Origin of the sequence: Amycolatopsis sp. NPDC005961 (genome assembly GCF_040629235.1) — a bacterium.
Taxonomy (GTDB): domain Bacteria; phylum Actinomycetota; class Actinomycetes; order Mycobacteriales; family Pseudonocardiaceae; genus Amycolatopsis; species Amycolatopsis camponoti.
The window spans coordinates 94,568-118,094 of sequence record NZ_JBEXVF010000019.1 but is presented as its reverse complement, the minus strand read 5'-3'; the positions used below and the strand labels follow the sequence as shown (position 1 = coordinate 118,094).

Below are 23,527 nucleotides of genomic sequence, written 5' to 3'. Positions count from 1 at the left end.
TGAGTCCGGTACATAATGCCGGAGGTGGAGAGGAAAATGATGACCGAACAACGGCCCGGCGAGCACATGGCCGCGGAGATCGCCCAGCAACCGGACGTCCTGGCCGGACTGGTGGGGCGTCAGGCGGAAATCGCCGAGGTGGCGGAAAAGATCTCACAACGGCCTCCGCGCTTCGCTTTGCTCGCCGCGCGTGGATCGAGTGACCACGCAGCGTTGTATGCGAAGTACCTGATCGAGGTACTGCTCGGCCTTCCGGCTGGTCTTGTCTCCCCGTCCACGGCGACGCTGTACGGCGCGCGGCCCGATCTGCGGGACGTGCTGTTCGTCACGGTCAGCCAGAGCGGCGGCTCGCCCGACCTGATCGAGGTCACCGAAACGGCGCGCCGCCAGGGCGCGCTGACGGTGTCCGTCACCAACACCCCGGACTCGCCGCTGCGGGCGGCGTCCGAGCTCGGCGTCGACATCGGCGCCGGCGTCGAGAAGGCCGTCGCCGCGACCAAGACGTACTCGGCGACGCTGATGGCGCTCTACCTCCTGATCGACGCGGTGCGCGGCGGCAAGGCGGCCGACGCCGAGAAGATCGGCGAGCTGGCGCAGCAGACCCTGGACGGCGCCGCCGAAGGCGTCCAGCGGGCGGTCGACCGATACCGCTTCGTGGACCGCGTCCTCACCACCGGCCGCGGCTACTCCTACGCGTCGGCGCTGGAGGGTTCGCTCAAGCTGGCCGAGACGAGCTACCTGGCCGCCCGCGCGTACAGCGGCGCGGACCTGCTGCACGGCCCGGTCGCGGCGGTGGACGGCGAGACCGCCGTGCTCGCGGTGACCAGCAAGGGGCAGGGCGGGCAGGCGATGCACGAGGTCCTCGAGGCCGTCGGCAAGCGCGGCGCGGACGTGCTCGCCGTCGGTTCGGCCGCCTCGGAGGTGCCGGCGGCGCTGCGCATCGACGTCGCCCCGACCGTCGAAGAGCTCGCGCCGATCCTGGAGATCCTGCCCATCCAGCGGATCGCGCTCGGCCTGTCGCTCGCCCGCGGCGGCGACCCGGACAGCCCGCGCGGCCTGCTGAAGGTGACCAAGACGAGGTGACCTACGCGATCGGCGTCGACGCCGGCGGAACGTCGACCAGGGCCGCACTGGTCGACGCCGCCGGCGCCGTGCTGGGCACCGGCCGCGGCGAAGGCGCCAACCCCAACGCGCACGCACCCGAGGTCGCGGCGGGCCGGATCGCCGACGCGATCACCGCGGCACTGGGCACGCGCGACCCGGGCGAGGTGCGGGCGTCCGTCGTCGGCATGGCCGGGGTCAGCAAGCTCAGCGACGTGCGCGTGGCGGCGGTGTTCGACGCGGCTTGGACGCGAATCGGACTCACGAACGTAAGGGTGGTCGCCGACGCGGAAGTGGCGTACGCGTCCGCGACGTCGGCGCCGGACGGGACGGTGCTCGTCGCCGGCACCGGTTCCATCGCGGGCCGGATCCGCAAGCGCCGGCTGACCGGCACCTCGGGCGGCTACGGCTGGCTGCTCGGCGACGAAGGGTCCGCGTTCTGGCTCGGCCGCGAAGCCGTCCGATCCACTTTGGAGGCTCTCGGCCGCGGCCTCTCCCTGGACGGGCTGCCCTCGGCGGTGCTCGCCGCGGCGCTCGGACCGTCCGGTTTGGACGTCCGGACGGACGCGGAGCGCCTCGCCGCGGCACGCGCGTTGATCACGACCGCCAATGCCGAGGCACCGGTCCGGCTCGCCCGCTTCGCCCCCTTGGTGAGCGCGGCGCACGACGCCGGCGAGCCCGCGGCGGGCGGAATAGTGGCCCGCGCGGCCGAACTTCTGGTCGCGAACGCCCTCGCCGCGCGCGAGCCGGGCGAATCGACCCCGGTGGTGCTCGTGGGTTCGGTCCTGACCGGAAACAGCCCGGTCGGTGCCCTCGTACGCCGTGGTTTGTCCGGCCTGGAGGTGCTGACCAGCTCGGATGGGGTGCTCGGGGCGGCCTGGCTCGCGGCCGTGGACGCCTTCGGCGAAGGGGTGGTTAGACCAGTATTTCCCTAAAAAATTGAGTAAAACGCGACGGGAAGACGCCAAAACGTCGACTGGAGCCCGGTAGTCCGGGTAACGTAGTCAGTGGCCCCCGGACCCTCCCCCCTCGCCGGGGGCCGCCTTATGTCCCGGGTACGTCGTCCGACCGGGTTTCGGGGGCCAATCGCAAGCCGGGGTGCTCCGGCGGCAATGCCCGGTAGAGCACCCAGCCGCTCACCGCGACGGTCAGCGCGACCAGTGGCCACGACAGCACCGTGCGGGCCACGCCGAGCGCGATCACCTGGCCGGACCACCACAGCAGGCCGTAGACGACGACGCGCAGCACGTACTGGCCGAACACCCAGACCCAGCTGGCGCGCGAGTACGCCTTCAGCAGCACGGGGTCGCGGCGCCAGCGCGTCTTCTGGCCGAGCACCAGGCCGACGACGACGCCGAGCAGCGGCCACCGGACCACGATGCTCGCGGCCCAGAGCAGCGCGCTGGCCACATTGGACATCAGCTGCAGCAGGAAGAAGTCCTGGGCGCGGCCGGTGTGCAGGGCGATCAGCGCGGCCGCGACGACGGCGGCCAGGCTGACGACCACCGCGCGGACCTTCCCGCCGCGGACCATCCGGTAGACCCCGAGCGCGACGGCGACCGCGATGGCGGCGCCGGCACCCCAGGCGATGGACTGCCCCGCCGCGAGCCAGCCGACGACGAAACCGGCGGGCGGGATACTGGCGTCGAGCGCACCTCGGCGGCCGCCGAGGATCTGCGCGAGCGACTCACGGGGTTCTGCGGACACCTGTCCAGCGTGCCGGATCGTGCCAGGCAGGCTGCAAGCAGGGAGATCTTCGCCACAAGAGTCTGGTGATTGCCTTCGAGTGTGCTGTCTCACGGCATGCGGAAGGTGAAGACTACGTAATAGAGAGGCGGGGAAGGCCGACAAGATAAGACACTGTTACCACAGGCTGAACACCGGAGGGGCCCGGACGGTTAGTTGTCGTGTACAACTACATGTCGGGGAGTCGGTCGCAGGACGGGAAGGGGACCCACCGTGTACGGATTCGACAGCTATGTGGCGATCGGGGACAGCTTCACCGAAGGGCTCAACGACGAGCTGCCGGACGGTTCGTACCGCGGCTGGGCCGACCGGCTCGCGGAGATCCTGGCGGCCGGGCGCACCGGCTTCCAGTACGCGAACCTGTCCCTGCGGGGCAAGATGCTCGACGAGATCATGGACGAGCAGCTCCCGATCGCCCTGGAACTGAAGCCCGACCTCGTCACCCTGTGCGCGGGCGGCAACGACATCATCGTCCCGGGAGCGGACGTCGACGCGGTGGCGGCGCGCCTCGAAGAGGGCGTGGCCAAGCTGCGGGCGGCGGGCATCCCGGTGCTCATCTTCAACGGCCCGGACACGAAGGTGCTGTCCGTGATGTCGGTTCTGCGCGGCAAGGTGGGGATCTACAACGCCCACCTGTGGGCGATCGCGGAGCGCCACGGCGCCCGCATGGTCGATTTGTGGACGATGGCACCCCTCCACGACCGCCGCGCGTGGAGCGACGACCGCCTGCACTTCTCCCCGGAGGCCCACCGCCGGATCGCCCTGAAGGCAGCGGAGGTCCTGGGAGTGCCGATCGAGGGCGACTGGCGCGAGCCGTGGCCCGCGGAGGAGGTCCCGAACCGCTGGATCGACTCGCGGCGATCGGATTTGACGTGGACGAAGGCCTACCTGCTGCCGTGGATCCGGCGGCAGCTGCGGGGCGAGTCGATGGGCGACGGGTTGTCGCCGAAGCGGCCGCAGCTGGCGCCTTACGTGCCTTTGGACGTGCTCGAGGTGCCGGACAACGCCCAGGCTCGGCAGCAGGCCAGCTGAGGTCGGCCGGGATTCTGCCGAGGGTCGTGACGGCCACCTTGAGGGAGACCTGAGGGTGGCGGTCACGGGTTTCGGCCATCCGGCGGCGGCCGAGGCGAGCCCCCGCGGCGGCGACTTTTCGGGCGGTCCCGCCCGGGACCGCCGCATGACCTGGCCGGGCAGGCAGGCGACCCGGCGTGCGGCGACGACCAGACGCAGCCCTCGGCGGCGGCTTTCGGGTTCCGGCCGGGACCGGCGTCCCGAAGGTCAGCCAGCCGGTGGTGCTGGAAATCTTGTCCCGCCGCGCGGTCCGACCGGCGGCGTCCAGCCCGGCGCAAACTGGCCGCTTACGCCGGCATCGCGCCGATCGACAGCATCAAGGGCGAGCATCCGGCCCGACCCAGCAACTGACTGCTCGATCGAGCGTTCTTCTCGGCCGCGTTCGCCCGCAATCGGTGTTCGTCATGCCCGGGTGAAGATCGGCGATGCGGCGCACAACCTGGCCGGGCAGGGGTAGACGCCCCGGCGTCCGACGCCGGCCAGACCCAGCCCCCGGCGGCACCTTTGCGGGCCCCCGGCCAGACCCCCAGCCCTCCAGACAAACCCCCGCCACTCCCAGGGGGGCGTGCCCCGCTCCAGCATATCGCCCCCCTCCGACGCAAAGTGCCCAACCGATCACTCCCCCTCGAGTTGTCCACATGTCGACTTGCCTGGGGACAACTTGTGGACGACCACTCTTCCCCCGCTCGCCAACCCGCCCCGCCCGGCTTACAGTCCCCTTATGTCCGGTGGTCGTCGCTGGATCCTCGTGGTCCCGATCGCGGTGCTGGTCACCGCGTTGCTGGCGGGGGTCGTCACCTGGGCCCAGGGCGGGAACATCCAGCGTGACCTCACCGCCGACGCCCAAGCCGCGCTGGCCCAGGCCGGGCTGTCCCCCGGCACCGTCACCTTCGACGGCCGGGACGCCACCCTCACCGGCTTCGCGCCCGACCAGGCGCTGCGGGCCCTCGAAGTCGTCCAGAACGTCGATGGCGTCCGGGCCGCCCAGCTGCAGGGCGACGTCACCCCCATCGCCCCCAGCGCGCCGCCGCCCCCGACGACTCCGCCCAGCACCAGCAGCCCGCCGCCGACCACCAGTGCCACCGCTCCGCCGCCGCCCACCGACAAGGCCGGTGTGCAAGCCGAGATCGACCGGATGCTCGCCGAGGCGCCGATCACCTTCGTGCCGGACACCGCCCGGCTCACCCCCGAAGGCGAACAGGCCGCCCGCACCGTCGCGATCGCCCTCGCCAAGTCGCCGGGCACCTTCCGGTTCCGCGTCACCGGCCACGCCGCCCGCGGGTCCGGCAGCGCCGGCGGCGCGCTGAAGCTTTCCCGGGACCGCGCCAGGGCCGTCACGCGGATCCTCACCACCAACGGCCTGACGGCCAAGCGCGTGACCTACCGGGGGCTGGGCGACACCCGGCCCGCCACCGGCGGCGAAGAGGACCGGCGCGTCGAGATCACAGTCGTTTGAGGGGTGAGTGAGCAGATGGTGTGGCTGTTCGGGCAGATCTGGCTGTGGCTGATCATCGCCTTCGCCCTCGGCGCGCTCACCTCGTGGCTGGTCCTGCGCACCCAGCGCCCCAAGCCCCGGCCCGAACCGGAGCCCGAGCCCGAGTTCGTGGACGTCTACGACGAGCCCGAGCCGTCGGCCGCCGAGCAGACGCAGTTCATCCCCGCGGCCTGGATGCAGCCCGAGACCGACCGCCACGAACCCGTCCAGGACGACGAAGAACCGGAGCCCGCGGGCCACCGCGAAGGCCGGCTGCCGCTGCCTCCGCAGCGCGGCGCACAGGCCGAGGACTGGCCGACCGAAGAGGAACCCGCCTGGCCGGAAGCCGACGAGGTCACCCCGCAGTGGCCGCACCAGCCTGGGCGCGGTGGCTGACACCCATCCTGGTAAGTTCGGCTACGCACTGTGAGCGAGCCTGAGGAGGGGGTGGCGTGGCGCTCCCCCATTGGACGCCCCAGCAGGTCCTTCCGCCGGGCCGCCACGCCTGCGACCTCGCCGACGTCTACGAACGCCTGGTCTTCGACGCCCCGCACCAGAACGAGCGCGAGATCCTCTTCAGCGCGCTCAACAGCTACCTCGGTGTGGCCCGCCGGATCATGCCGTCCGGCCGCGCGTGGATCGGCGGCGAGCTCGTCACGCGCACCGCGCACCCGCCGCAGAGCCTCGACGTCGTCCTCATCCCGGACGAGTGGGGCGCGCTCAAGCGACTCGACGACGCCGGCCGGTCGGCGCTGTACGGCCTGCTCACGCTGCGCGGCGTGATCGTCGGGCAGCCCGCGATGTACCTCGATCAGGTTCAGCCGGTCGGCGGCATGCTGGACGGCTTCCTGTGCCGCCCCGGCGACGAAGACGTGTGGGCCGAGGTCTGGGCCCAAGGCGGCAGGGGCTACCCGGAGATGATCTGGTGAGGAACGAGTTCCGGCGCATCGCCGACGAGATCCCCGGCGGCACGTGGCTCGACGACCTGGCCCGCGCCTCGGCGATGGCGGCCAACGCCAAGTTCGAGCGGACGTCCCGCTCACCGCTGCTGCACGTGTCGGTGATCGGCGAGCAGACCATCGACGCCTACACCTTCTCCGACATCAGCCGCGCCCTGCAGGACGCGACGGCGAAGATCGGGCACATCATCCGGAACCCGTCCGGCGAGGTCACCCAGGTCCAGCAGACCGACCGGGACAAGGCGCCGCTGATCCAGCGCGGCCAGGCGGGCAACGCGATCTTCTTCGGCTTCCCGGAGCTCGACGTCTCCGACGACGCGCTGATCGTCGACGGCATCGAGACGCTGTCCGAGCGCGCGGTCAAGGAGCTGTGCGACTTCCTGCCGGCGAACGGCTCGGACGACGGCGCGCTCGACGCCGTGCTGCTGCAGCGCGACACCGTCCGCAACGCGGTGAGCGACATCGTCAACGCCGTCGCGAAGAACGCCGGCATCGGGATGGCGCTGACCCCGACCGCCGGCGAGCAGGTCACCCGCAGCATGACCACCGAGCAGGCGCGGATCCTGCAGGGCAGCCTCCGCGAGTCCCGCGAGGAGGTCGGCTACGAGACGGTGCGCGGGCGGCTCGACGGCGTCCGCACCCGGCGGCGCATCTTCTACCTCGACCGCGAGTCGGGCGGCACGATCCAGGGCGCGGTGGCGCCGGACCTGCTCGACGAGATCAAGGAAAACCTCGACCGCCCGGTGACCGCCCGGCTGCGCGTCGTGCGGACGACGACGATCGACGGCCGCCGCGGCCGTCCCGTTTTCGAGCTCCTCGAAATCACCCCCGAAGTGAGCCTTTTCGACTGAGAAGTCCGGTACGCGACTTTCGTCTTGAACACCGGAACCGACCGTCGTCGTAGGCCGCACGGCCACGGAAACAGTGGGAACTCCGATATTCTTCTCATTGATCACCGGGCCACACCCTGCGCGCGTTGTCAGGAAATACCGATACCTGGCGCGAAACGGTGGGACAATGACTTTTTCCAGAATGTAACATTTTCGTTCGTGGGCACTCTTATGGGTTAACGTCGTCGCACTCCCACCCGAAGGGGTTCGCATGATGACCGACCCGCAGTACCCGCCGCCGACCGCCGCGCGCCATGGACGGCCCGCGCCACCGGTGACGGCCACGGAGCGTCGTCAAGCCAACGCGAAGCCCGGACGGAACCTCCTCGCGATCGCCGGCCTGGTGCTCGGCGTGGCCGCCCTGGTCGTCACGTTCGTCCCGGACATCGGGTTCGTCGCGTGGCCGCTGGGCGGGATCGGGCTGGTGCTGGCCGTGGTCGGGCTGGTCCAGGTCAAGAAGGGCACGACGGGCGATCGCGGGCTGGCGATCACCGCCACCGTGGTCTCGGTCGCCGCGTTGCTGACGACGGGCGGGATGCTGCTGTACTCGACCTTCCTGGGCGGCGGCGACGCCGGGCTCCACCTGCCTTCGGTGGCCGGGGACAAGCACACCGTGACGTTCCAGGTGACCTCCGCCGGCGGCGCGACCGTGCGGTACGGCAGCCTCTCGGACCAGCGCACGGAAAACGCGCCCGCGAGCACCGACGCGTGGGAAGGCCAGGCCTCCTACAACAATGGTTCGTACCTGCTGACGCTGACCGCGGACACCCGCAATTCGCAGCTCAACAACGAAATCGCCTGCGCCATTCTGGTCGACGGCAAGAAGGTCGCGGAAAACAGCGGGACGACGATCGCGCTCTGCACGGCGAACGTGAGCTGAGCTGCGGGTTTTCGCCGAGCCTGGCGACCGGCCGGCCTACCCCCACGTCGGCCGGCCGGGCCGCCACGAGCCGCTCCTGGCGGCTCCCGGCCCCGGCGGGGTTTTCCCGCACGGGGCCCGGCGCCGGCGTCTCAGCCTGCCCCTCCCCTAGGGCTCAGCCGGCACTCCCGAACCTACGCGGACGCCGGCCGGGGGCACTAAGAATCCACTAAGGATCGACCGCCGGAGCCGGGTCGTGATCCATTCGCAACCGGCATTCTCCCCACGACTGTGGATCACCGCCGGAAAGTTGTCACGCGAAATCGTCACTGCAGTTCGGCGAGTTCCGCCCGGACCTCTCCGACGAGCTTCGGGTGCACGCGTTCGTAAATGCGCACCGACAACGCCAGCTGTTCCCGGGCGCCGTCGAGATCGCCCTTCGCCCGCAGCACCCGGCCCAGCGTCAGCCGCAGCGCTCCTTCGCGGGCCGCGAACTCGCGGCTGATCGCCAGGTCGATCGCTTCCCAGACGTGGCGCTCCGCCGCCTCCAGGTCACCCGCCCGGAGGCTGAGCTCGGCCAGCTTGTCCAGGGAGACGACCACCCGGTCGTCGTCGCCGAGCGAGCGGTCGATCGCCAGCCCGGCGAGCTGGTGGGCGATCGCGTCCGGCAGCCGGCCCGCCCGCTTCTCCGCCTGCGCGCAGCTGCTGAGCGCCTGGCCGCGCAGGGTGACGTCCGGCGCCTCCGCGATCGCGCGAGCCAGCCGGTCGATGGCCTTCTGGTGCTCGCCGCGCCGGCTCAGCGCGCGGCCCAGGTGCAGGTCGACCGACGTGACCAGCCGCGCGTCCGACGAGCCCGCGGAGAGCTCCAGCGCCCGCCGGGCGTCGGCCAGGCCGGCACCCGGCAGCTCGAAGGTCAGCGCGATCTCGCACCGCGCGAGCCGCAGCCAGCACTGGCCGGCGACGTCGCCCGCGGCTTCGGCGGCGGCGACACCGAGGTCGGCCATCCGTGACCACTCGTCGAGCAGCGGGCAGGCGACGCGGTAGCTGTGCCCGATCCGGGCCAGCCGCCAGACGTCGTCGTGGCGCCCGGCCGAGAACGCGGCGTCGAGCGCCGCGAGGAGGTTCGGCCACTCCCTCGCGAACCAGTCCTGCGCCTCGGCGAAGCCGGTCAGCGCCGGCATCGCCTCCTCGGCGAGCACGCCGGTGTAGTCGAGCGGGTCGGCGACGTGACCCAGCCGGCGCCGCGCCCGGTCGGCCGCCGCCTGGTAGTAGCGGACCGCCCAGCCGATCGCCTCGTCGCGCTCCTTCTCGCCGAGCTCCTGTTCCGCGAGCTCGCGCAGGTAGAGCCAGACGAGGTCGTGCGGGGCGAAGACGTCCCGGGCCGTCTCGGCGATCAGGTTGTGCGCGGCCAGCGCGCGCAGCCGCCGCCGGGCCTCGACGACCGGGACCTGCGCCACGGCGGCCATCAGGTGCGGCCCGACCATCACCCCCGGCACCGCGCCGAGCTGCAGGAACGTCTCGGCGATCTCGCCGGGCAGGCCGCGGAAGGAGACGTCGAAGGCGGCACGCACGCTGTCGTCGGCGCCGTCGACCTGCAGCCCGGCCAGCCGCGTCCGCTCGTTGCCCAGCTCGTCGACGAGTTCCTCGGCGGTCCGTTGCGGGCTCGCCGAGAGCCGCGCCCCGGCGATCCGCAGGGCGAGCGGGAGGTAGCCGCAGAGCCGGGCGAGCGTGTGGTTGTGCCCGGCCGGGCCGGCGAGCTCCTCGATGAGCCGGACGGCGTCCTCGGGCGCGAGCGTGCCGAGGACGCGCTGCTTGGCCGCGTTCGACACGGCGAGCCCGTCGAGGCGCGACCGGCTGGTCACCACCGTCATCGTCCGCGCGCTCGGCGGCAGCAGCGGGCGCACCTGCTCGGCCGTGCGGGCGTCGTCGAGCAGCACGAGCATCCGCCGTCCGGCGATCAGCGACCGGTAGAGCGCGACGCGTTCGTGCAGCAGCTCGGGGATCTTCGCGGTCTCGACGCCGAGGCCGAGCAGGAACTGCGTGAGCAGCTCGGCGGGCTCCAGCGGCGGGTGGTGCGGGTCGAAGCCGCGCAGCGACGCGAACAGGACGCCGTCCGGGAACCGCGCCGCGATCCGGTGCGCCCACCACACCACGAGGGTGCTCTTGCCGACCCCGGCGGTCCCGGTGACGATCGCGATGGTTGTTTCGCCGGCTTCGGCGCGGGTGACCAGGCCGTCGAGCCAGGCCAGCTCGTCGGCGCGCCCGGCCAGGCTCGGCACCGCGGCGGGCAGCTGGGAGATCGGCTGCCCCCGCTCGTCGAGGACGGCGCTTTCCCGGGAAAGCTCGGCCCGCAGGTGGGAGCTTTCCCGGGAGAGCTCCGGGAGGTCGGCGTTGAGCACGCGCTCGTGCAGCCAGCGCAGCTCGGCGCCGGGTTCGACGCCCAGGGTGCGGAGGGTGGCGCGCGAGACGGTCCGGTACAGCTCGAGCGCGTCCCCGCGGCGCCCGGCGTGGTACAGCGCCCGCATGAGCTGGCCGGCGGTCCGCTCGGCGAGGGGGTCGGCGCGGACGATCGGGCTCAGCTCGACGATCAGCTCGGCGTGCCGGCCGAGGTCGAGGTCGGCGTCGACGCGAGCACCGTGCACGGCGAGCCGGAGGTCCTCGAGTTCGGGTGCCCGCAGTGAGTCGGGCACGCCGCCGAGCGCCGGGCCCTGCCAGAGCGCGAGCGCTTCGGCCAGCAGCGCGGCGGCGACCTCCGGGGTGGCCTCCGACGCGCGGTCGAGCAGGCCGCGCGCCCGGTGGACGTCGACCCGGTCGGGCTCGACCGCCAGGCGGTAGCCCGGCGGCGTGGTCACGATGCTGGGGCCGTCGATGTCGCGGAGGATCCGCCGCAGGTGGGAAACGTTGCCGTGGACGATGGTCCGGGCCGTGGCGGGCGGGTCGTGGCCCCAGAGAGCGTCGATGATCTCGTCGAGCCCGACGACCTTGCCGGGCTTGAGCGCGAGCAGGGCGAGCAGCCCGCGGACGCCGGGGCCGCCGATCGGGACGGCGACGTCGCCGTCGAAGAGCTGGACGGGCCCGAGCAGCTGGAACCGGCATTCGGCCATGCTCGCGCCCACCTCCCCGGGGGTCTCCCTCGCCGCGAAAATCAACCTACCGTGGTCACGGGTTGTCGAAGGGGGCCGGTACCAGGAGTTTTGGCCGTCCTGCGGATTCCGCAGCGGCGAGTGGGACGGGGTGCGACATCCACCGGCAGAGCGTCACCCCCGGACGTGACACGACCCCGTGCCGGCGGTCCCGAGCCGCTGGTACGGGGTCGTGCTGGAACTCCCGGCTGGGCCGCCAGGGGGCGCGGTCCACCCGTCGTCTTCCCAGGCGACCGGGCGGGTGAGCTCACCCCGAGCGAAGCACCCGCCGATCGTCCGCGAAGACGTCTGTCGCGCGGGCCACACGCCCGCGCGGTGGCGACACGGTAACAAAGCGCACCGGGTCGGTCACCGCCGGGCCATCCGCGTTCCGGGGCTCCGGGTGGCGGAGCCTCGGAATGACACTGTGGCTAGCGCGAGATCGGTGTCGAGTCGCGGCCGGCGATGAACGCGGGCCGCGGGGCACTCGCCGCGAACGGCTCCTGCAATGCGTTCTCCACGCTGTTGAACACCAGGAAGATGTTCGAGCGCGGGTACGGGGTGATGTTGTTGCCGGAGCCGTGCATGATGTTCGAGTCGAACCACAGGGCCGAGCCGGACTGGCCGGTGAACTGGTCGATGCCGTGCTCGGCCGCCATCTTCGTGATGTCGTCCTCGCTCGGCACGCCGACCCGCTGGTCCTTGAGCGACGCCTTGTAGTTGTCGTCCGGCGTCTCGCCGGCGCACTGGACGAACGTCCGTTGCGACCCCGGCATGATCATCAGGCCGCCGTTGAACGGGTAGTTGTCCGTCAGCGCGATGGAGCAGCTGACCGCGCGCGGCGACGGCATGCCGTCCTCCGCGTGCCAGGTTTCGAAGTCCGAGTGCCAGTAGAACCCGGTGCCCTTGAACCCCGGCATGTAGTTGACGCGGCTCTGGTGCACGTAGACGTCCGAGCCGAGCAGCTGCCGGGCCCGGTCCAGCACGCGCGGGTCGCGCACCAGCTCGGCGATCAGGTCCGAGATCTCGTGGACGTCGAAGATCGACCGGACCTCACCGGTCTTCGCCTCGGCGATCACGCGCTCGTCCCCGGCCAGCTCCCGGTCGGAGGACAGCCGCACCAGCTCCTGCCAGTACGTCTGCACCTCCCCGACGGAGAGCATGTCGTCGACCACGGTGTAGCCCTTGGTCTCGTGGTTCGCCAGCGTCGCGGCGTCGATCGGGCCGTCGGCTTCGGTGCCCCACACCGTGGGGTGCACGCGCGGCAGGTGCTCCGGCGTACCGGTGATCCGGGTCGGGTAGGTGTCGTCGACCCGGGTGTCCGTCAGCGTCACGGGCTTCGCCTCCTGTTTCCTCTCCGGTGTTTATGAGTCCTCGGTGATCAGCGGGTACACGCCGTTCTCGTCGTGGACCTCGCGGCCGGTCACCGGCGGGTTGAACACGCACACGCACTTGATCTCGGTCCGCGGCCGGACCTGGTGCTTGTCGTGGTCGTTGAGCAGGTACAGCGTCCCCGGCTTGAGCTCGTACACCTTGCCGGTGGCGAGGTCCTCGATCTCGCCCTCGCCCGAGGTGATGAACACCGCCTCGATGTGGTTGGCGTACCAGAAGTCGTTGACCGTTCCTGCGTACAGCGTGGTCTCGTGCACCGAGAAGCCGACGCCCTCCTTGGCGAGGATGATCCGCTTGCTGCGCCAGTTCGGGGTCTTGATGTCGGCGTCGGTGTCGGTGACCTCGTCGAGTGTGCGGACGAGCACGGGTGAACTCCTTTACTTCTTGAGGACGGCCTTGATGGACTCGTCGATGGTCGACAGGCCCTGGGTCAGCTCGTCGTCGGTCAGGGTGAGCGGCGGCAGAAGCTTCATGACCTCGCCGTCGGGACCGGAGGTCTCCATCAGCATTCCGCGCGCGAACGCTTCGGCGCAGACGCGGCCGGCCGTGTCGCCGGATGCGAACTCGAGACCGCGCGCGAGCCCGCGGCCCTTGGCGACCAGGTTCGCTTCCGGGTAGGCCTCGACGATGCCCGAGAACGCGGCGGCGATGCGCTCGCCCTTCGCCTTGGTCGACTTCTCGAGCTCGTCGTCGCTCCAGTAGGCGTTGATCGCCTCGGTCGCGGTGACGAACGCGGGGCTGATGCCGCGGAAGGTGCCGTTGTGCTCGCCCGGCTCCCAGACGTCGAGCTCCGGCTTGATCAGCGTCAGCGCCATCGGGATGCCGTAGCCGCTGATGGACTTCGACAGGCAGACGATGTCCGGCTTGATCCCGGCGTCCTCGAAGCTGAAGAACGGGCCGGTGCGGCCGCAGCCCATCTGGACGTCGTCGAGGATCAGCAGGATGTTGTGGCGCTTGCAGAGGTCGTCGAGCCCCTTCAGCCACTCCAGGCGCGCGGCGTTGATGCCGCCCTCGCCCTGCACGCCCTCGACGATCACCGCGGCCGGCTCGTTGAGCCCGCTGCCGGAGTCCTCGAGGAGCTTCTCGAAGTAGAGGAAGTCCGGCATCGCGCCGTCGAAGTACTTGTCGTACGGCATCGGGGTGGCGTGCACCAGCGGGATGCCCGCCGCGCCGCGCTTCATCGAGTTGCCGGTGACCGACAGCGCGCCCAGCGTCATGCCGTGGAAGGCGTTGGTGAAGTTGATGACCGACTCCTTGCCGGTCACCTTGCGCGCCAGCTTCAGCGCAGCCTCGACGGCGTTCGCGCCACCCGGACCCGGGAACACGACCTTGTAGTTCAGGTCGCGCGGGTCGAGGATCCGGTCGCGGAAGGTCTGCAGGAAGTCGCGCTTGGCCACGGTGTACATGTCGAGCGCGTGGGTGACGCCGTCGCGCTGGATGTAGTCGATCAGCGCCTGCTTGAGCCGCGGGTTGTTGTGCCCGTAGTTCAGCGCGCCCGCTCCGGCGAAGAAGTCCAGATAGGGCTTCCCGCTCTCGTCGTAGAGGTGGCTGCCCTGGGCGCGGTCGAACACGACCGGCCACCCGCGGCTGTAGCTGCGGACCTCGGATTCGAGCTCTTCGAAGATGCTCATGACGTTTCTTTTCTCCTACTCGCCCGGATCTTTGCGTGCGGTGAGCGGACCGATGCGGTAAAGCTCTTCGGCGAGGTGCCCGGCTTCGGGGAAATCCTCTCCGTCGAACAGCACACTGGTTTCCACCGCGGCGTTCCACCGCTTCGCGAACGATGTGAACAGCCGGATGGACGCTTCGTTGTCCGGGGTGATGGTGGTCTCGAGGTAACGCACCCCGTCGGCGACGAGCCGCGTGTACAGCGCATCCAGCAGCGTGCCGGCCAGGCCCTTTCCCCGCTGCGACGCGTCGACCGCGACCTGCCAGACGAACCCGACACCGGGTTCCTGCGGCCGGCGGTAGCCGGTCACGAATCCGACCGCCTTGCCGTCCTCGCGCGCGACCACCGATGTCTGGGCGAAATCGCGGCACCACAGCATGTATGCGTACGGCGAGTTGAGATCGAGCTTGGCGGAATCGCGCGCGATTCGCCAGAGCTCCGCGCCGTCCGCCTTGGTCGGCGATTCGATCAAGTGCGTTACGGACATACTCAGGAAACGTAACAGAGAATTTTCGCCGTGCCAGCGACGCAGCTCACGACCCCCGCAATGACCTGCGGCGACGCGGAGTACCCGGTGAGGAGGCCCACAAACATGTTTGATGTGGATCATTCCGGGGCATACGCGCGGCTGGGTCGCGCACCCATGGCTCGCGACCTACCCGCACCTTGAACCCTCGGCGCCGTGATCGCAAGGCGACGGGCCGCATTCCGCACGATTCCGCACGAGCGGCGCCCCGGGCCGGACGGTTGGGGTCTCGGCCGCCCGCAGGCCGCCGAGACGTCCGGTCAGGCCCCGCGCCGGTGCCGCAGGCGGCGCCAGATCCCGCTCACCGGCATCACCACCGCGGGCAGGATCAGCAGGCCGGACACCACGAGCCACCACACCGCGGCCTCACCGCGCCGCCAGCCGGCCACCACGCTGCCCAGCCAGCCGAAGAACGGCTGCGCGATCGGGGGCAGGAACGCCGCCAGCAGCAGCGCCGCCACGACCAGCACGCCCAGGGCCGCGAACAGCCGGCGCGCGGTGCGGCCCATGGTCAGCAGCGCCGTCGCGAGGTAGATGACGGCGCCCGCCAGCACCGGGAGGCCGATCCACTGCAGGATCGCGCCGCCGCTGTCGCCGATCACCAGGCCGGCCAGCAGCGCCAGCACGCCCGCCGCCAGTGAACCCGGCGTGCCCAGCCTGGACGCGCTCTGCGTGACCTTCGCCGTGCTCCGGGCCACCGTCCGGAGGATGCCCGCGACGGTCTTCGGCCAGCCGCCGGGCAGGCGGAACGCCACCGTCCCCGCGTTGACCGTCGCCGCGCCGAGCCTGACCAGCGTCCGCGTGAGCTGGGCCGTGCCCTGCTCGCCGGCGAGCTTCTCCGCCGACACCTGGCACGCCTGGAACACGCGCTGAGCCGCGGCCGCGTCGGCGATCGGCTGCGCGGCCCGCGCGCGGAACCCGGCCGAGGCCGCGCCGCTGCAGCCGCCCACCTTGACGTCGGCGGCCGCCTGCGTCGCCACGACCGGCAGCTCCTCCGCGGCGATCTCCGCCTGGCGCGTGCGGGCCAGCACCATCGCCGTCACCGGCATGCTGACCGGCCGGTCGGTGGCGAAGTCCACGGTGTTCAGCGCCGAGTCCAGCCCGAGGAACGCCAGCTCGGCGTCGAGCTGGCCGGTCAGCTCGCCGATCTCGGCGGGCTCGGCGTTGTCGTCGCGGTCGGGCACCCGCCACGCCGGCTTCAGCGCGGTGACCAGCTCCTCGCGGAAGGTCTCCGCCCCGACGAGGTCGCGCAGGGTCTCCAGCCGCCGCGGGTCGAGCAGGCACTGCACCAGCCAGCCGGCGCCGTCGACGCGGCCCCACATCCAGTCGCTGGCGCGCCACGACGACTTGTAGAACGCGCCGAAGTAGTCGGCCTGCAACCCGGTCAGCTTGTCTCCCGACCGGCGCCGCTTGAGGTCCAGCAACGTCCGCGAATCGGCGCTGACCTGCACGAGCTCGACCCGCTGGTCGACCGACGGCGCTTGGGCGAGCAGCCCGCGCGTCGCGATGTGCAGGCCGAGCAGCCGCGCCTGGACGACGTCGTCACCGCCGTCGGGCAGGGCCAGCCAGTCGAGCAGCGTCTTGACCGTGCCGGGGGTCTCCGCGCTCAGGGTCCGCAACGCGGGTGTCGCGGACCGCAACGCCGTCACCACCATCGGCCAGGCCTGCGCGACGGCGTCCGAGCGGCCGAGCCCGGCCCACTCCTGGGCGAGCTCGCGGATCCAGCCGTCGAGCGTGCTGCTCGCGCCGGGTTCGTCGTGCGCGGCGACCCACTGCGCCAGCCGCACGCCCCTGGCGGACGTCTTCCGCGCCGCGTGCAGGCCCGCCCGCGCGTTGTTGAGCTCCTTGGCCTGCGTGGGGTCGGGGCCGAGCTTGAACCCCGCGTTGATCAGCTGCAGCCCGGTCGCGACGGCGTCGTCGAGCGCGCTCGTGCGGTACGCGACGAGGTCGGCGACGGTCATGCTCGCCGACGGCGGCTCCGGCGGGATGCCGCTGCTCAGCCCGGCCACGGCGACCGCGCGCAGCTGCTGCGACATCCCCGAGGCCCACTCCCGGTCCTCGGTGTCCACATCGGACAGCGCGTACCGGCGGGTGGCGACGCGGACGAGCTCGGCCGCGTCCTCGGCCGTCCGCCGCTCCAGGTACGAAGTGGCGATCCCCTTGTCCACCAGGCACTCCGGCCCGCCGCGCAGCCCCAGCGCGGCCAGCGAGACGCGGGTGTCGCGGGTCCGGACGACGGCGTCGTTGTGCCGGGTCAGGTCCTCCAGCTCGGCGCTGATCGACTGGCTCATCACCGTCGAGACGACCTTGCTCATCGCGTTCGACAGCAACGGCGGGTTCGCCGCGTCGCAGGCGATCTCGGTCGCCTCCCGTTCCCCGGTCGGCACGACGTAGAGCAGCAGGCGCCGGACGTCGGCGTGCGACGGGCGTTCGAAGATCTCCCGCAGCGCCGGCCGCAGCGGCTTGTTGAGCAGCACACCGCCGTCGGTGAGCCAGTGCGACCGGGTCAGGTCGGTGTAGGCGGTCATGTCGGGGTGCAGCTCGTCGGCGCCGTCCGGGCCGATCGGCATCCGCGACAGCTCGAAAGCGCCCGGGAACGACGCCGTCGAGCGCGCGGCGAGCGCCAACGGGGTCTGTACGCCCTGAGTCCACAGTGGACCATCGAAGCGGAAGAGCATCCGGTGTTCGGTGTCCCGCACGAGGTTCCCGAGCGCGTCGTCGAACCGGGTGGTCTCGCCGTCGATCATGGTGCCGGTGAGCAGCACGGTGATGTCCGGCGGTTCGGCGGGCGGCGCGCCGGGATCGGTGATCCGGTGCAGCGCGCGTTCGAGATCACCGAGCAGCACGCGATCCCCGTCGAGGATCGACCGCGGCTGCGCCTCGGCGGGGTCGCGCACGAGGTTCTCCAGCGAGCCGATCTCGATCCAGGTGTCCCGCAACACCTGCGGCGTCGAGCCGAAGGCCTCGGCCAGGCCCAGACAGGCGGCGTTCACCCCACCGGCACTGGTCCCGGTGAGAACGTCGATCGACACCGACGCGCGCAGCAGGTCGAGCAGCCGCCGGTAGAGCCCGGGTCCGGCATCACCCCGCGACTCCCGCAGCAGCTGCGACGTCTCGGTGGCGACCCCGCCCATCCAGATGGCGAGGCTGGCACCGCCCACCATCGTCATGGCCAGCCGGATCTCCTGCTGCCAAGGTTCATCTGGTTGAGGCATGGGGCTCCCCCGCCCGTAGTCGTCCTGCGCAGAATAGAGGCGCAAGGTAAGCGCGGGGATACGTCCGGGTGTACGGCCGTTCGGGTGGACTTCCTCCCCCGGCCGGACCCCTCGGACGGCCTAAGCGCATTGCGCTCCCGGACGCCGGGCACGTAGAACCGTCCTCACACTCCGGCACCCAGGACGGGGTCGCACCGATGGCAACGAACCCGAACGCGGAGTCCGCCGGACCCGTGTGGCCGTCCACCGGCTTCTTCGGCCAGCTCACTCCCGGGACTCGCGCCGCCATCCTGCGCCGGGGCACGCGCCGGCAGTGCTCCGCGGGGGAAACCGTGATCCACGAAGGCGCGCGTTCCGATTCCGCGGTCATCCTGCTGTCCGGCCTCTACAAGGTCGTCGGCCTCACCGAAACCGGACGCGAGGCCCTGCTCGCCATCCGCGTCGGCGGCGACCTCGTGGGGGAACTGGGGATCGCGGACGGCGAGCCGCGCAGTGCGAGCGTCCGGGCCGCCGCTCGCGGAGAGTGCCTCCGGCTCGGAGAACGCGACTACCACGCGATCCTCCGGACGCACCCGGACGCCAACCGGGCCGCTTCCCGGGCCATGGCCGCGAAGCTGCGGTCCGCCACCCGCCGCCGGGTGGAGTTCGCGACCTTCCCCGCGCCCGTCCGGGCGGCGCGCGTGCTGCGGGAGCTCGCGGCGGCGCACGGAACCCGGAACGAGCGCGGGGTCCTCATCGAGATCGCGCTGGCCCAGCCGGAGCTCGCCGCCTTGGCCGGCGCGACCGAAGCGACCATCCAGCGCGTTCTCACGTCGATGCGGGAAGAAGAGATCGCCGAGACCGGCTACCGGTGGATCCGGATCCTCGACGAGCGGCGGCTCGACGAGCTCGCCGGTTTCTGATCAGCTCGCGGCACCGGCGTGGATCCACGCCTTCGCGGTGAACCCCTTCTCGGGCATGTCCACCTCCGCCGAGGTGAACGAAGCGGGCGTGGGCACCAGACCTCGCTCGCTGAAGACGTCCCGGTACAGGCAGTCGGAAACGGCGAAGACAAAAGGAACGCCGGCGTCGCCCCGGAGCACATCGCGAGCCTGACGGCAATCGCGCAGCCGGGCCGCCGTGATGGGCCCGTGGCCCACCCACCCGCTGGCTCCGCGCAGGGTCAGGCCCCGGTCCGCCCCGACGCGCAGGCGCATCGCGGCGTCGGCGCTGAGATCGACGTTGGCCTCGCGAAGGCCGGACGCCAGCTCGGAGTAGAAGGCGACCAGGACGGCTCGTTCGTCGATACCGGGCGGGAAGACGACCATGAACGAGTCGCCGCCCTCCTGCCGGTCCTCGAGCTCCGAACCCGTGGCGCGGCTGGCCCGGTCCAGCACCGTCGCGAGCCGGTCCTGGGCGCGTTCCGTGCCTCCGGCGTCCCGCCCGCTGTACGCGTGGACGTCGGCGGCGACCACCAGCCGCACGGCGCGGCCGCTCGCGACGCGCTCGGCGAACGGCGCGGACTTCTCCGTCTCCGTCTGGACGATGTGCACGAGCTTGCCCACCGATCGGCAGATCTGGGCACTGCACCGCACCTGGCCGGCCAGTTCGAGCAGCTCACGCGGCGCTTCCACGATGACGTGCACCACCAGTCCCGGCCCGTCCAGGGTCTTGACGGTCCGGCCGAAGACGTTCCCGTGCAGACCCACGACATCCGGCTCACCACCCGGGAACGCGACGATCCGGCAGGACTCCGGCAGCGTGACTTCCAGCTCGACCGCGCCGTAGGTCCGTCCCCGCCGCAGCGGCTCCAGCTCGACCGCGGCGAGAAACCCCAGGAGCTGGGTCGTTCCCTGGTCGGCACGCCTTCGGGCCGGCGCCGGCAGGTCGTCGGGACGGGCGGGGTAGAGCAACGGCTTCCGCAGCACCACGCCGCCGAAGCGCCTCTCTCCGCCCAGCTCGCTGCGATCACCCGCGCCCTTCGCGACGAGGTCGACTTGGGCGAGGACTTCGTCGGGCAACGCCTCGACGGGGATTTCAACCACGGGTGTGTTCCTCTCTGGACCAGGTCGTTTCGGTGAACCCGATGCCCGAGTCCCGCACGGCGTGCCCGAGCTTCGCCAGATCGCCGGAGCGCGGGACGCCGATCAACCAGACGTCGCCGCCGTCCTGGCCGACCTGGATCGGGGGTTGTGCGGGCTGGGCATCGAGGTAGGGCTCGTACCGGCGCCGGCCCAGCGCCGTCAGCGGGACCAGCCGCTGGTTGGCCGAACCCCGCCAGATCAGCCGGGTCGGCCGGGCCCGCGCGTACCGCCCGGTGATCACCGCGTCGGCGAAGGCCAGCGCCGCGGGGTCCCGGAGCTCGGCTTCACGAGTCGTGTATCCGGTGTAGAGCAGGATGTCCGCCTCCGGGCGGGCCCGGTCCCGAGCTTCGGCCAGCGCCGCGAGCAGGCTCACGATCCCGGCCTGCTGCAGGGGTTCGCCGCCGGAGATCGTCACGCCGTCCGCACCGTCGTCGAGGGCCTCCCGCCAGGCGTCTCCCACAGCCGCGACGGTCGTCTCGCGGCCACCGGACGGGTCCCACGTGTGCTGGGACATGCAGCCCGGGCAAGCCAGCGAGCACCCCTGCACCCACAGACCCAGCCGCCGGCCGGGGCCGAGGGCCGTGACGGGGTAGTGGAGCCGCTCCAGCCGGATCACGGTCGCCGGTGTCACACCCGCACCCCGGTGTGCGGAGCGGCCGAACCGGCGGCCTGCGTCCTCGACGGGTTCCCGGCGGCGAGGGACCAGGCGTCCCGGTAGGCGGCCCAGGCCGCGGCGTAGTCGGCTTGGAGCACCTCGAGTCGCTTCTCGTGTTCCAAGGTCAGGCTCTCCTCCGGAGACACTTCGGGCTCTTCGGCGTCTTCGATCAGCACGGACGCGTGGGTCCTGACGGCCTTCAGGTTCGCCTCCTCCGCCTGCCGGAGCCCCCGGTCGGCGCGGGCGAACGCACTGACCGCGGGGTGGTTGTCGGCGAGGCCGAGCAGGAACGAGAGGAGACCGGACACGACGATGACGAGACCGAACGTCGCCAGCAGGGTCGTCGGCCCGAGGTTGCTCACCGGACTCTCGATGCGGTGCCCGTTCAGGAACAGCGGCTGCACCAGCGTCGTGCTGCGCAGCTTGGCGAGGAGCACCGCGGCACCGAACCACGCCGTCATCAAGACGCCCGAAGCCACCGTCGGGACGATCCCGATCGACGGCTTGGCCAGCCGTTTCCGCAGCCACAGCCCGGACAGGTGCGGTGCCAGCACCATGCACAGCGCAACCGGAATGGTGAAACACCAGACCAGGGCGAAGTTCCGGGGGTCGAACGCGCGGAACGTCGAGAAGTAGATGGGAACCTCGACGACGGCGAGCAGGACCATCAGGACGTACTTCAGCAGGGGTGGCACCACCGGGCTCAGCCGTCCGTCCGCCGGCCCGATCCACCGCCCCGGCACGGCCGGGCCGGGGTCCACCCCGTCCTCCGGGATCGGGTCGTGGACGCCGGTCAGCAGGTCGAGCTGGGCCCGGCTCGTCTCGCGGTGGTCCTGGTTCCGCGCGAGCCGTCCCCGCGCCTGACCGATCTCGGCTTCGGCCGCCTCCCGCGCGATCCGCCGTTGCCGGGTCTGGGCCGCCTGCGCGGTCCGGAGAGCCATCAACCGGTTCTCGTGGTTGATCGCCTCCTCGGTGACGTCGCACTGCTCCTGTGCGTCGAGCAGCTGCGCGTACGGGATCGACTGCTCCTGCTCGAACGACCACTCGTCGTACTGGCCGGCCCGCGCGGCGCGGGTGCCGTCAGCCCGTCCGCGGCGGACCAACTCGGACTCGGCGGCACCTGCTCGTTTCCGGTTCTCAGCCATAGTTCATCTCGATCTTCGGTCGGCCGGACGCGTCGGTGGCGAACAGCTCCGTCCAGAACTCGCGGACGTTCAGGCCGTGCTTGGGGTCGGCCAGGTTCGCGCTGAGGTCGGTCGGGTAGAGGACGGTGTCGTTCAGGTGCGGCGTCAGATCACCCAGCTGGTCGATGATCGCCGCGCGCGCCTCCGGCGTGCTGATGTTCGCGGTCAGCATGTTCACGCGCCGGTCGGCCTGGACCATGTCGCTGATGACCAGGACCGCGTACGGTCCCGTTCCGCTCGGGCGGGTCGAGGCGGCCTTGCGCAGCGCGCCGAGCACATTCGAGTCGTGGGACTCCTTCCGGGCGCAGTCCAGCAGCCGCAGTGCCCGGGTGACCGCTTCCTGCCGCTGGGCCGCGCGCACCGCCTGCGGGTCCCCGACCTTCGGATCGAGGTCCAAGCGCTCCTCGTTGCAGGTCGACGTGTCGCTGAGGCTGTTCAGGGCGACGAACGTCAGCTGACCGCAGCTCTGCTGTTCCAAGAAGGACTCGAGCTTCGTCTTGATCCGCTCGTCCGCGTGGAAGTCGGCACCCGATCCCGACGCGTCGACGACGACCCCGCAGGCCCGGGTCGGCGCGTCGTCACTGAAGATTCCGTCGCTGCCGCAAGCCGACAGGGTCGACGAGAGGCACGCGGCGAGCAGAACACCCGCGTACCGCCGGCGGCGGCGTCTGTGTTCGGTGGTCATCTGGTCTCCTTTCGACGGAGGGCCGCGGGTTTCACGCGGTCGCTCCGAAGACGACGATTTCGACGGCGCGGTCGATGACGGCCGCCGGCACGGCGGGGTTGGGGCTGCACCGGTGCGGGAGCAGGTCGAGCGGCCGGGACCACCGGTCGTCACGCACGATCCGGCGAGGCTGCAGCGGCGACGTGGACGCCGCCGGCCCGTCGGACCGCAAGGCCCGGTGGGCGGTGGCCAGCCGAGCCCAGTAGCGGTCGATGATCCGGTTCAGGCCCGACACCACCGCGCCGACGTCGTGCGCGGCGCAGCTGGCCACGGTCTCCCATTCGGCGAGGCTGTGCCCGAGGCGGCGGTGGTGCACCGACTTCGTGGCGCCCAGCTCTTCCGCGCGGATGACCGCCCACGCCCGGTTCCGGATCTCGACGATGAGTGGCTCGTTGTCGGTGTGCAGCCGCACGAGGGCTTCGTTCGACGCGCGGTCGGCTTCGGCGTGCAGGCTCCACACGTACCTCGTGGACGCGACCGTGATCCCGCCGGACTGTTCCAGCGTCAGCAAGGCGCCGGATCGGCTGTCCCGGGCGGCCTGCCACCGAGCCTCGACGCGATGCCGCAAGCGGACCACTGCATTGCGCGGAGAACCACCAGGCCAGCCCTCTGTTCGAGAGCGTTTAATCATGTTCTTCGACAACCCCTGAAATGATCACGAATTTACTCGGACAGTGGTCCGCGACGGCACGAGGACGCGTTCTCCCGCATCGGGTTCCGCATATGTGCCTCCGCATTGTAGGTGCCACACCGCGCTCGCGGCGGGGATTCCACGAACCGGTGCATCGTCCTGGAAATCCCTGCTGTGCATGCTGTACGGGCTTCAGTTCGTCTCGGCGGCGAACTCTGTTACGCTTTTCGACAGATCAGAATAAAA

Annotated in this window: 21 protein-coding genes; 9 read left to right on the top strand and 12 right to left on the bottom strand. The window is 71.3% G+C overall.

What is annotated here, in order from left to right; translation table 11 throughout:
• Positions 1–36: 36 nt before the first annotated feature.
• Both ABZ342_RS19720 and ABZ342_RS19715 read left to right on the top strand, forming a co-directional pair.
• On the top strand, positions 37–1,083 hold the full coding sequence (locus tag ABZ342_RS19720; RefSeq protein WP_155540596.1) for an SIS domain-containing protein: 1,047 nt from the start codon (positions 37–39) through the stop codon (positions 1,081–1,083).
• On the top strand, positions 1,080–2,036 hold the full coding sequence (locus tag ABZ342_RS19715; RefSeq protein WP_360474757.1) for a BadF/BadG/BcrA/BcrD ATPase family protein: 957 nt from the start codon (positions 1,080–1,082) through the stop codon (positions 2,034–2,036). Before ABZ342_RS19720 ends, ABZ342_RS19715 begins: the two co-directional genes overlap by 4 nt.
• A gap of 109 nt (positions 2,037–2,145) precedes the next feature.
• Here ABZ342_RS19715 and ABZ342_RS19710 read toward each other — a convergent pair whose 3' ends face one another.
• Entirely contained in the window at positions 2,146–2,808 is a 663-nt protein-coding gene (locus tag ABZ342_RS19710; protein WP_155540594.1) for a DUF3159 domain-containing protein, read from the bottom strand.
• Between the two features lie 252 nt (positions 2,809–3,060).
• Between ABZ342_RS19710 and ABZ342_RS19705 the strand changes: the two genes are divergently transcribed.
• The 6 genes from ABZ342_RS19705 to ABZ342_RS19680 all read left to right on the top strand — a co-directional run bounded on the left by ABZ342_RS19705 (position 3,061) and on the right by ABZ342_RS19680 (position 8,121).
• A complete protein-coding gene (locus ABZ342_RS19705; RefSeq protein ID WP_155540593.1) occupies positions 3,061–3,879 on the top strand; it encodes an SGNH/GDSL hydrolase family protein in 819 nt (272 codons plus the stop codon).
• Between the two features lie 760 nt (positions 3,880–4,639).
• Entirely contained in the window at positions 4,640–5,374 is a 735-nt protein-coding gene (locus tag ABZ342_RS19700) for an OmpA family protein (RefSeq protein ID WP_360474753.1), read from the top strand.
• A gap of 3 nt (positions 5,375–5,377) precedes the next feature.
• Positions 5,378–5,788, top strand: coding sequence for a hypothetical protein (locus ABZ342_RS19695; RefSeq protein WP_360474750.1), 411 nt, complete (start codon positions 5,378–5,380; stop codon positions 5,786–5,788).
• 56 nt (positions 5,789–5,844) lie between these two features.
• Positions 5,845–6,321, top strand: coding sequence for a hypothetical protein (locus ABZ342_RS19690; RefSeq protein ID WP_360474747.1), 477 nt, complete (start codon positions 5,845–5,847; stop codon positions 6,319–6,321).
• Positions 6,318–7,202 (top strand): hypothetical protein, encoded by an 885-nt coding sequence (locus tag ABZ342_RS19685; protein ID WP_155540591.1) that lies wholly within the window; start codon positions 6,318–6,320, stop codon positions 7,200–7,202. Before ABZ342_RS19690 ends, ABZ342_RS19685 begins: the two co-directional genes overlap by 4 nt.
• 250 nt (positions 7,203–7,452) lie before the next feature.
• Positions 7,453–8,121 carry a DUF4190 domain-containing protein gene (locus tag ABZ342_RS19680; protein ID WP_155540590.1) on the top strand — a complete coding sequence of 223 codons (669 nt, stop codon included), beginning with the start codon at positions 7,453–7,455 and terminating at the stop codon, positions 8,119–8,121.
• Between the two features lie 305 nt (positions 8,122–8,426).
• Here ABZ342_RS19680 and ABZ342_RS19675 read toward each other — a convergent pair whose 3' ends face one another.
• From ABZ342_RS19675 to ABZ342_RS19650, 6 genes are all read right to left on the bottom strand, one after another.
• Entirely contained in the window at positions 8,427–11,204 is a 2,778-nt protein-coding gene (locus tag ABZ342_RS19675; protein WP_360474743.1) for a BTAD domain-containing putative transcriptional regulator, read from the bottom strand.
• 449 nt (positions 11,205–11,653) lie between these two features.
• The gene (gene thpD, locus ABZ342_RS19670; RefSeq protein ID WP_360474740.1) at positions 11,654–12,556 is read right to left on the bottom strand and encodes an ectoine hydroxylase; all 903 of its coding nucleotides are present in this window, start codon (positions 12,554–12,556) and stop codon (positions 11,654–11,656) included.
• A gap of 30 nt (positions 12,557–12,586) precedes the next feature.
• Complete coding sequence (locus ABZ342_RS19665) at positions 12,587–12,979, bottom strand: ectoine synthase (protein ID WP_155540587.1); 393 nt, start codon at positions 12,977–12,979, stop codon at positions 12,587–12,589.
• Positions 12,980–12,991: 12 nt separating this feature from the next.
• Positions 12,992–14,245, bottom strand: a complete 1,254-nt coding sequence (gene ectB / locus ABZ342_RS19660) for a diaminobutyrate--2-oxoglutarate transaminase (protein ID WP_360474736.1) — start codon at positions 14,243–14,245, stop codon at positions 12,992–12,994.
• A gap of 15 nt (positions 14,246–14,260) precedes the next feature.
• Positions 14,261–14,770, bottom strand: coding sequence for a diaminobutyrate acetyltransferase (gene ectA, locus ABZ342_RS19655; protein WP_360474733.1), 510 nt, complete (start codon positions 14,768–14,770; stop codon positions 14,261–14,263).
• 299 nt (positions 14,771–15,069) lie between these two features.
• Entirely contained in the window at positions 15,070–18,024 is a 2,955-nt protein-coding gene (locus ABZ342_RS19650) for a patatin-like protein (RefSeq protein ID WP_360474730.1), read from the bottom strand.
• 197 nt (positions 18,025–18,221) lie between these two features.
• On the opposite strand from ABZ342_RS19650, the gene ABZ342_RS19645 reads away from it, so the two are divergent.
• Positions 18,222–18,926, top strand: coding sequence for a Crp/Fnr family transcriptional regulator (locus ABZ342_RS19645; RefSeq protein WP_360474727.1), 705 nt, complete (start codon positions 18,222–18,224; stop codon positions 18,924–18,926).
• Here ABZ342_RS19645 and ABZ342_RS19640 read toward each other — a convergent pair whose 3' ends face one another.
• Genes ABZ342_RS19640 through ABZ342_RS19620 form a run of 5 tightly spaced genes read right to left on the bottom strand, consistent with a single transcriptional unit; the run spans position 18,927 to position 23,218 of the window.
• A complete protein-coding gene (locus ABZ342_RS19640) occupies positions 18,927–20,048 on the bottom strand; it encodes a hypothetical protein (protein WP_360474724.1) in 1,122 nt (373 codons plus the stop codon).
• Entirely contained in the window at positions 20,041–20,718 is a 678-nt protein-coding gene (locus tag ABZ342_RS19635) for a 4Fe-4S single cluster domain-containing protein (protein WP_360474721.1), read from the bottom strand. Before ABZ342_RS19635 ends, ABZ342_RS19640 begins: the two co-directional genes overlap by 8 nt.
• Positions 20,715–21,887, bottom strand: a complete 1,173-nt coding sequence (locus ABZ342_RS19630; RefSeq protein WP_360474718.1) for a hypothetical protein — start codon at positions 21,885–21,887, stop codon at positions 20,715–20,717. Before ABZ342_RS19630 ends, ABZ342_RS19635 begins: the two co-directional genes overlap by 4 nt.
• Positions 21,880–22,611, bottom strand: a complete 732-nt coding sequence (locus tag ABZ342_RS19625) for a hypothetical protein (RefSeq protein ID WP_360474715.1) — start codon at positions 22,609–22,611, stop codon at positions 21,880–21,882. Before ABZ342_RS19625 ends, ABZ342_RS19630 begins: the two co-directional genes overlap by 8 nt.
• Before the next feature lie 31 nt (positions 22,612–22,642).
• The gene (locus ABZ342_RS19620; RefSeq protein ID WP_155540578.1) at positions 22,643–23,218 is read right to left on the bottom strand and encodes a hypothetical protein; all 576 of its coding nucleotides are present in this window, start codon (positions 23,216–23,218) and stop codon (positions 22,643–22,645) included.
• Between the last annotated feature and the right edge of the window lie 309 nt (positions 23,219–23,527).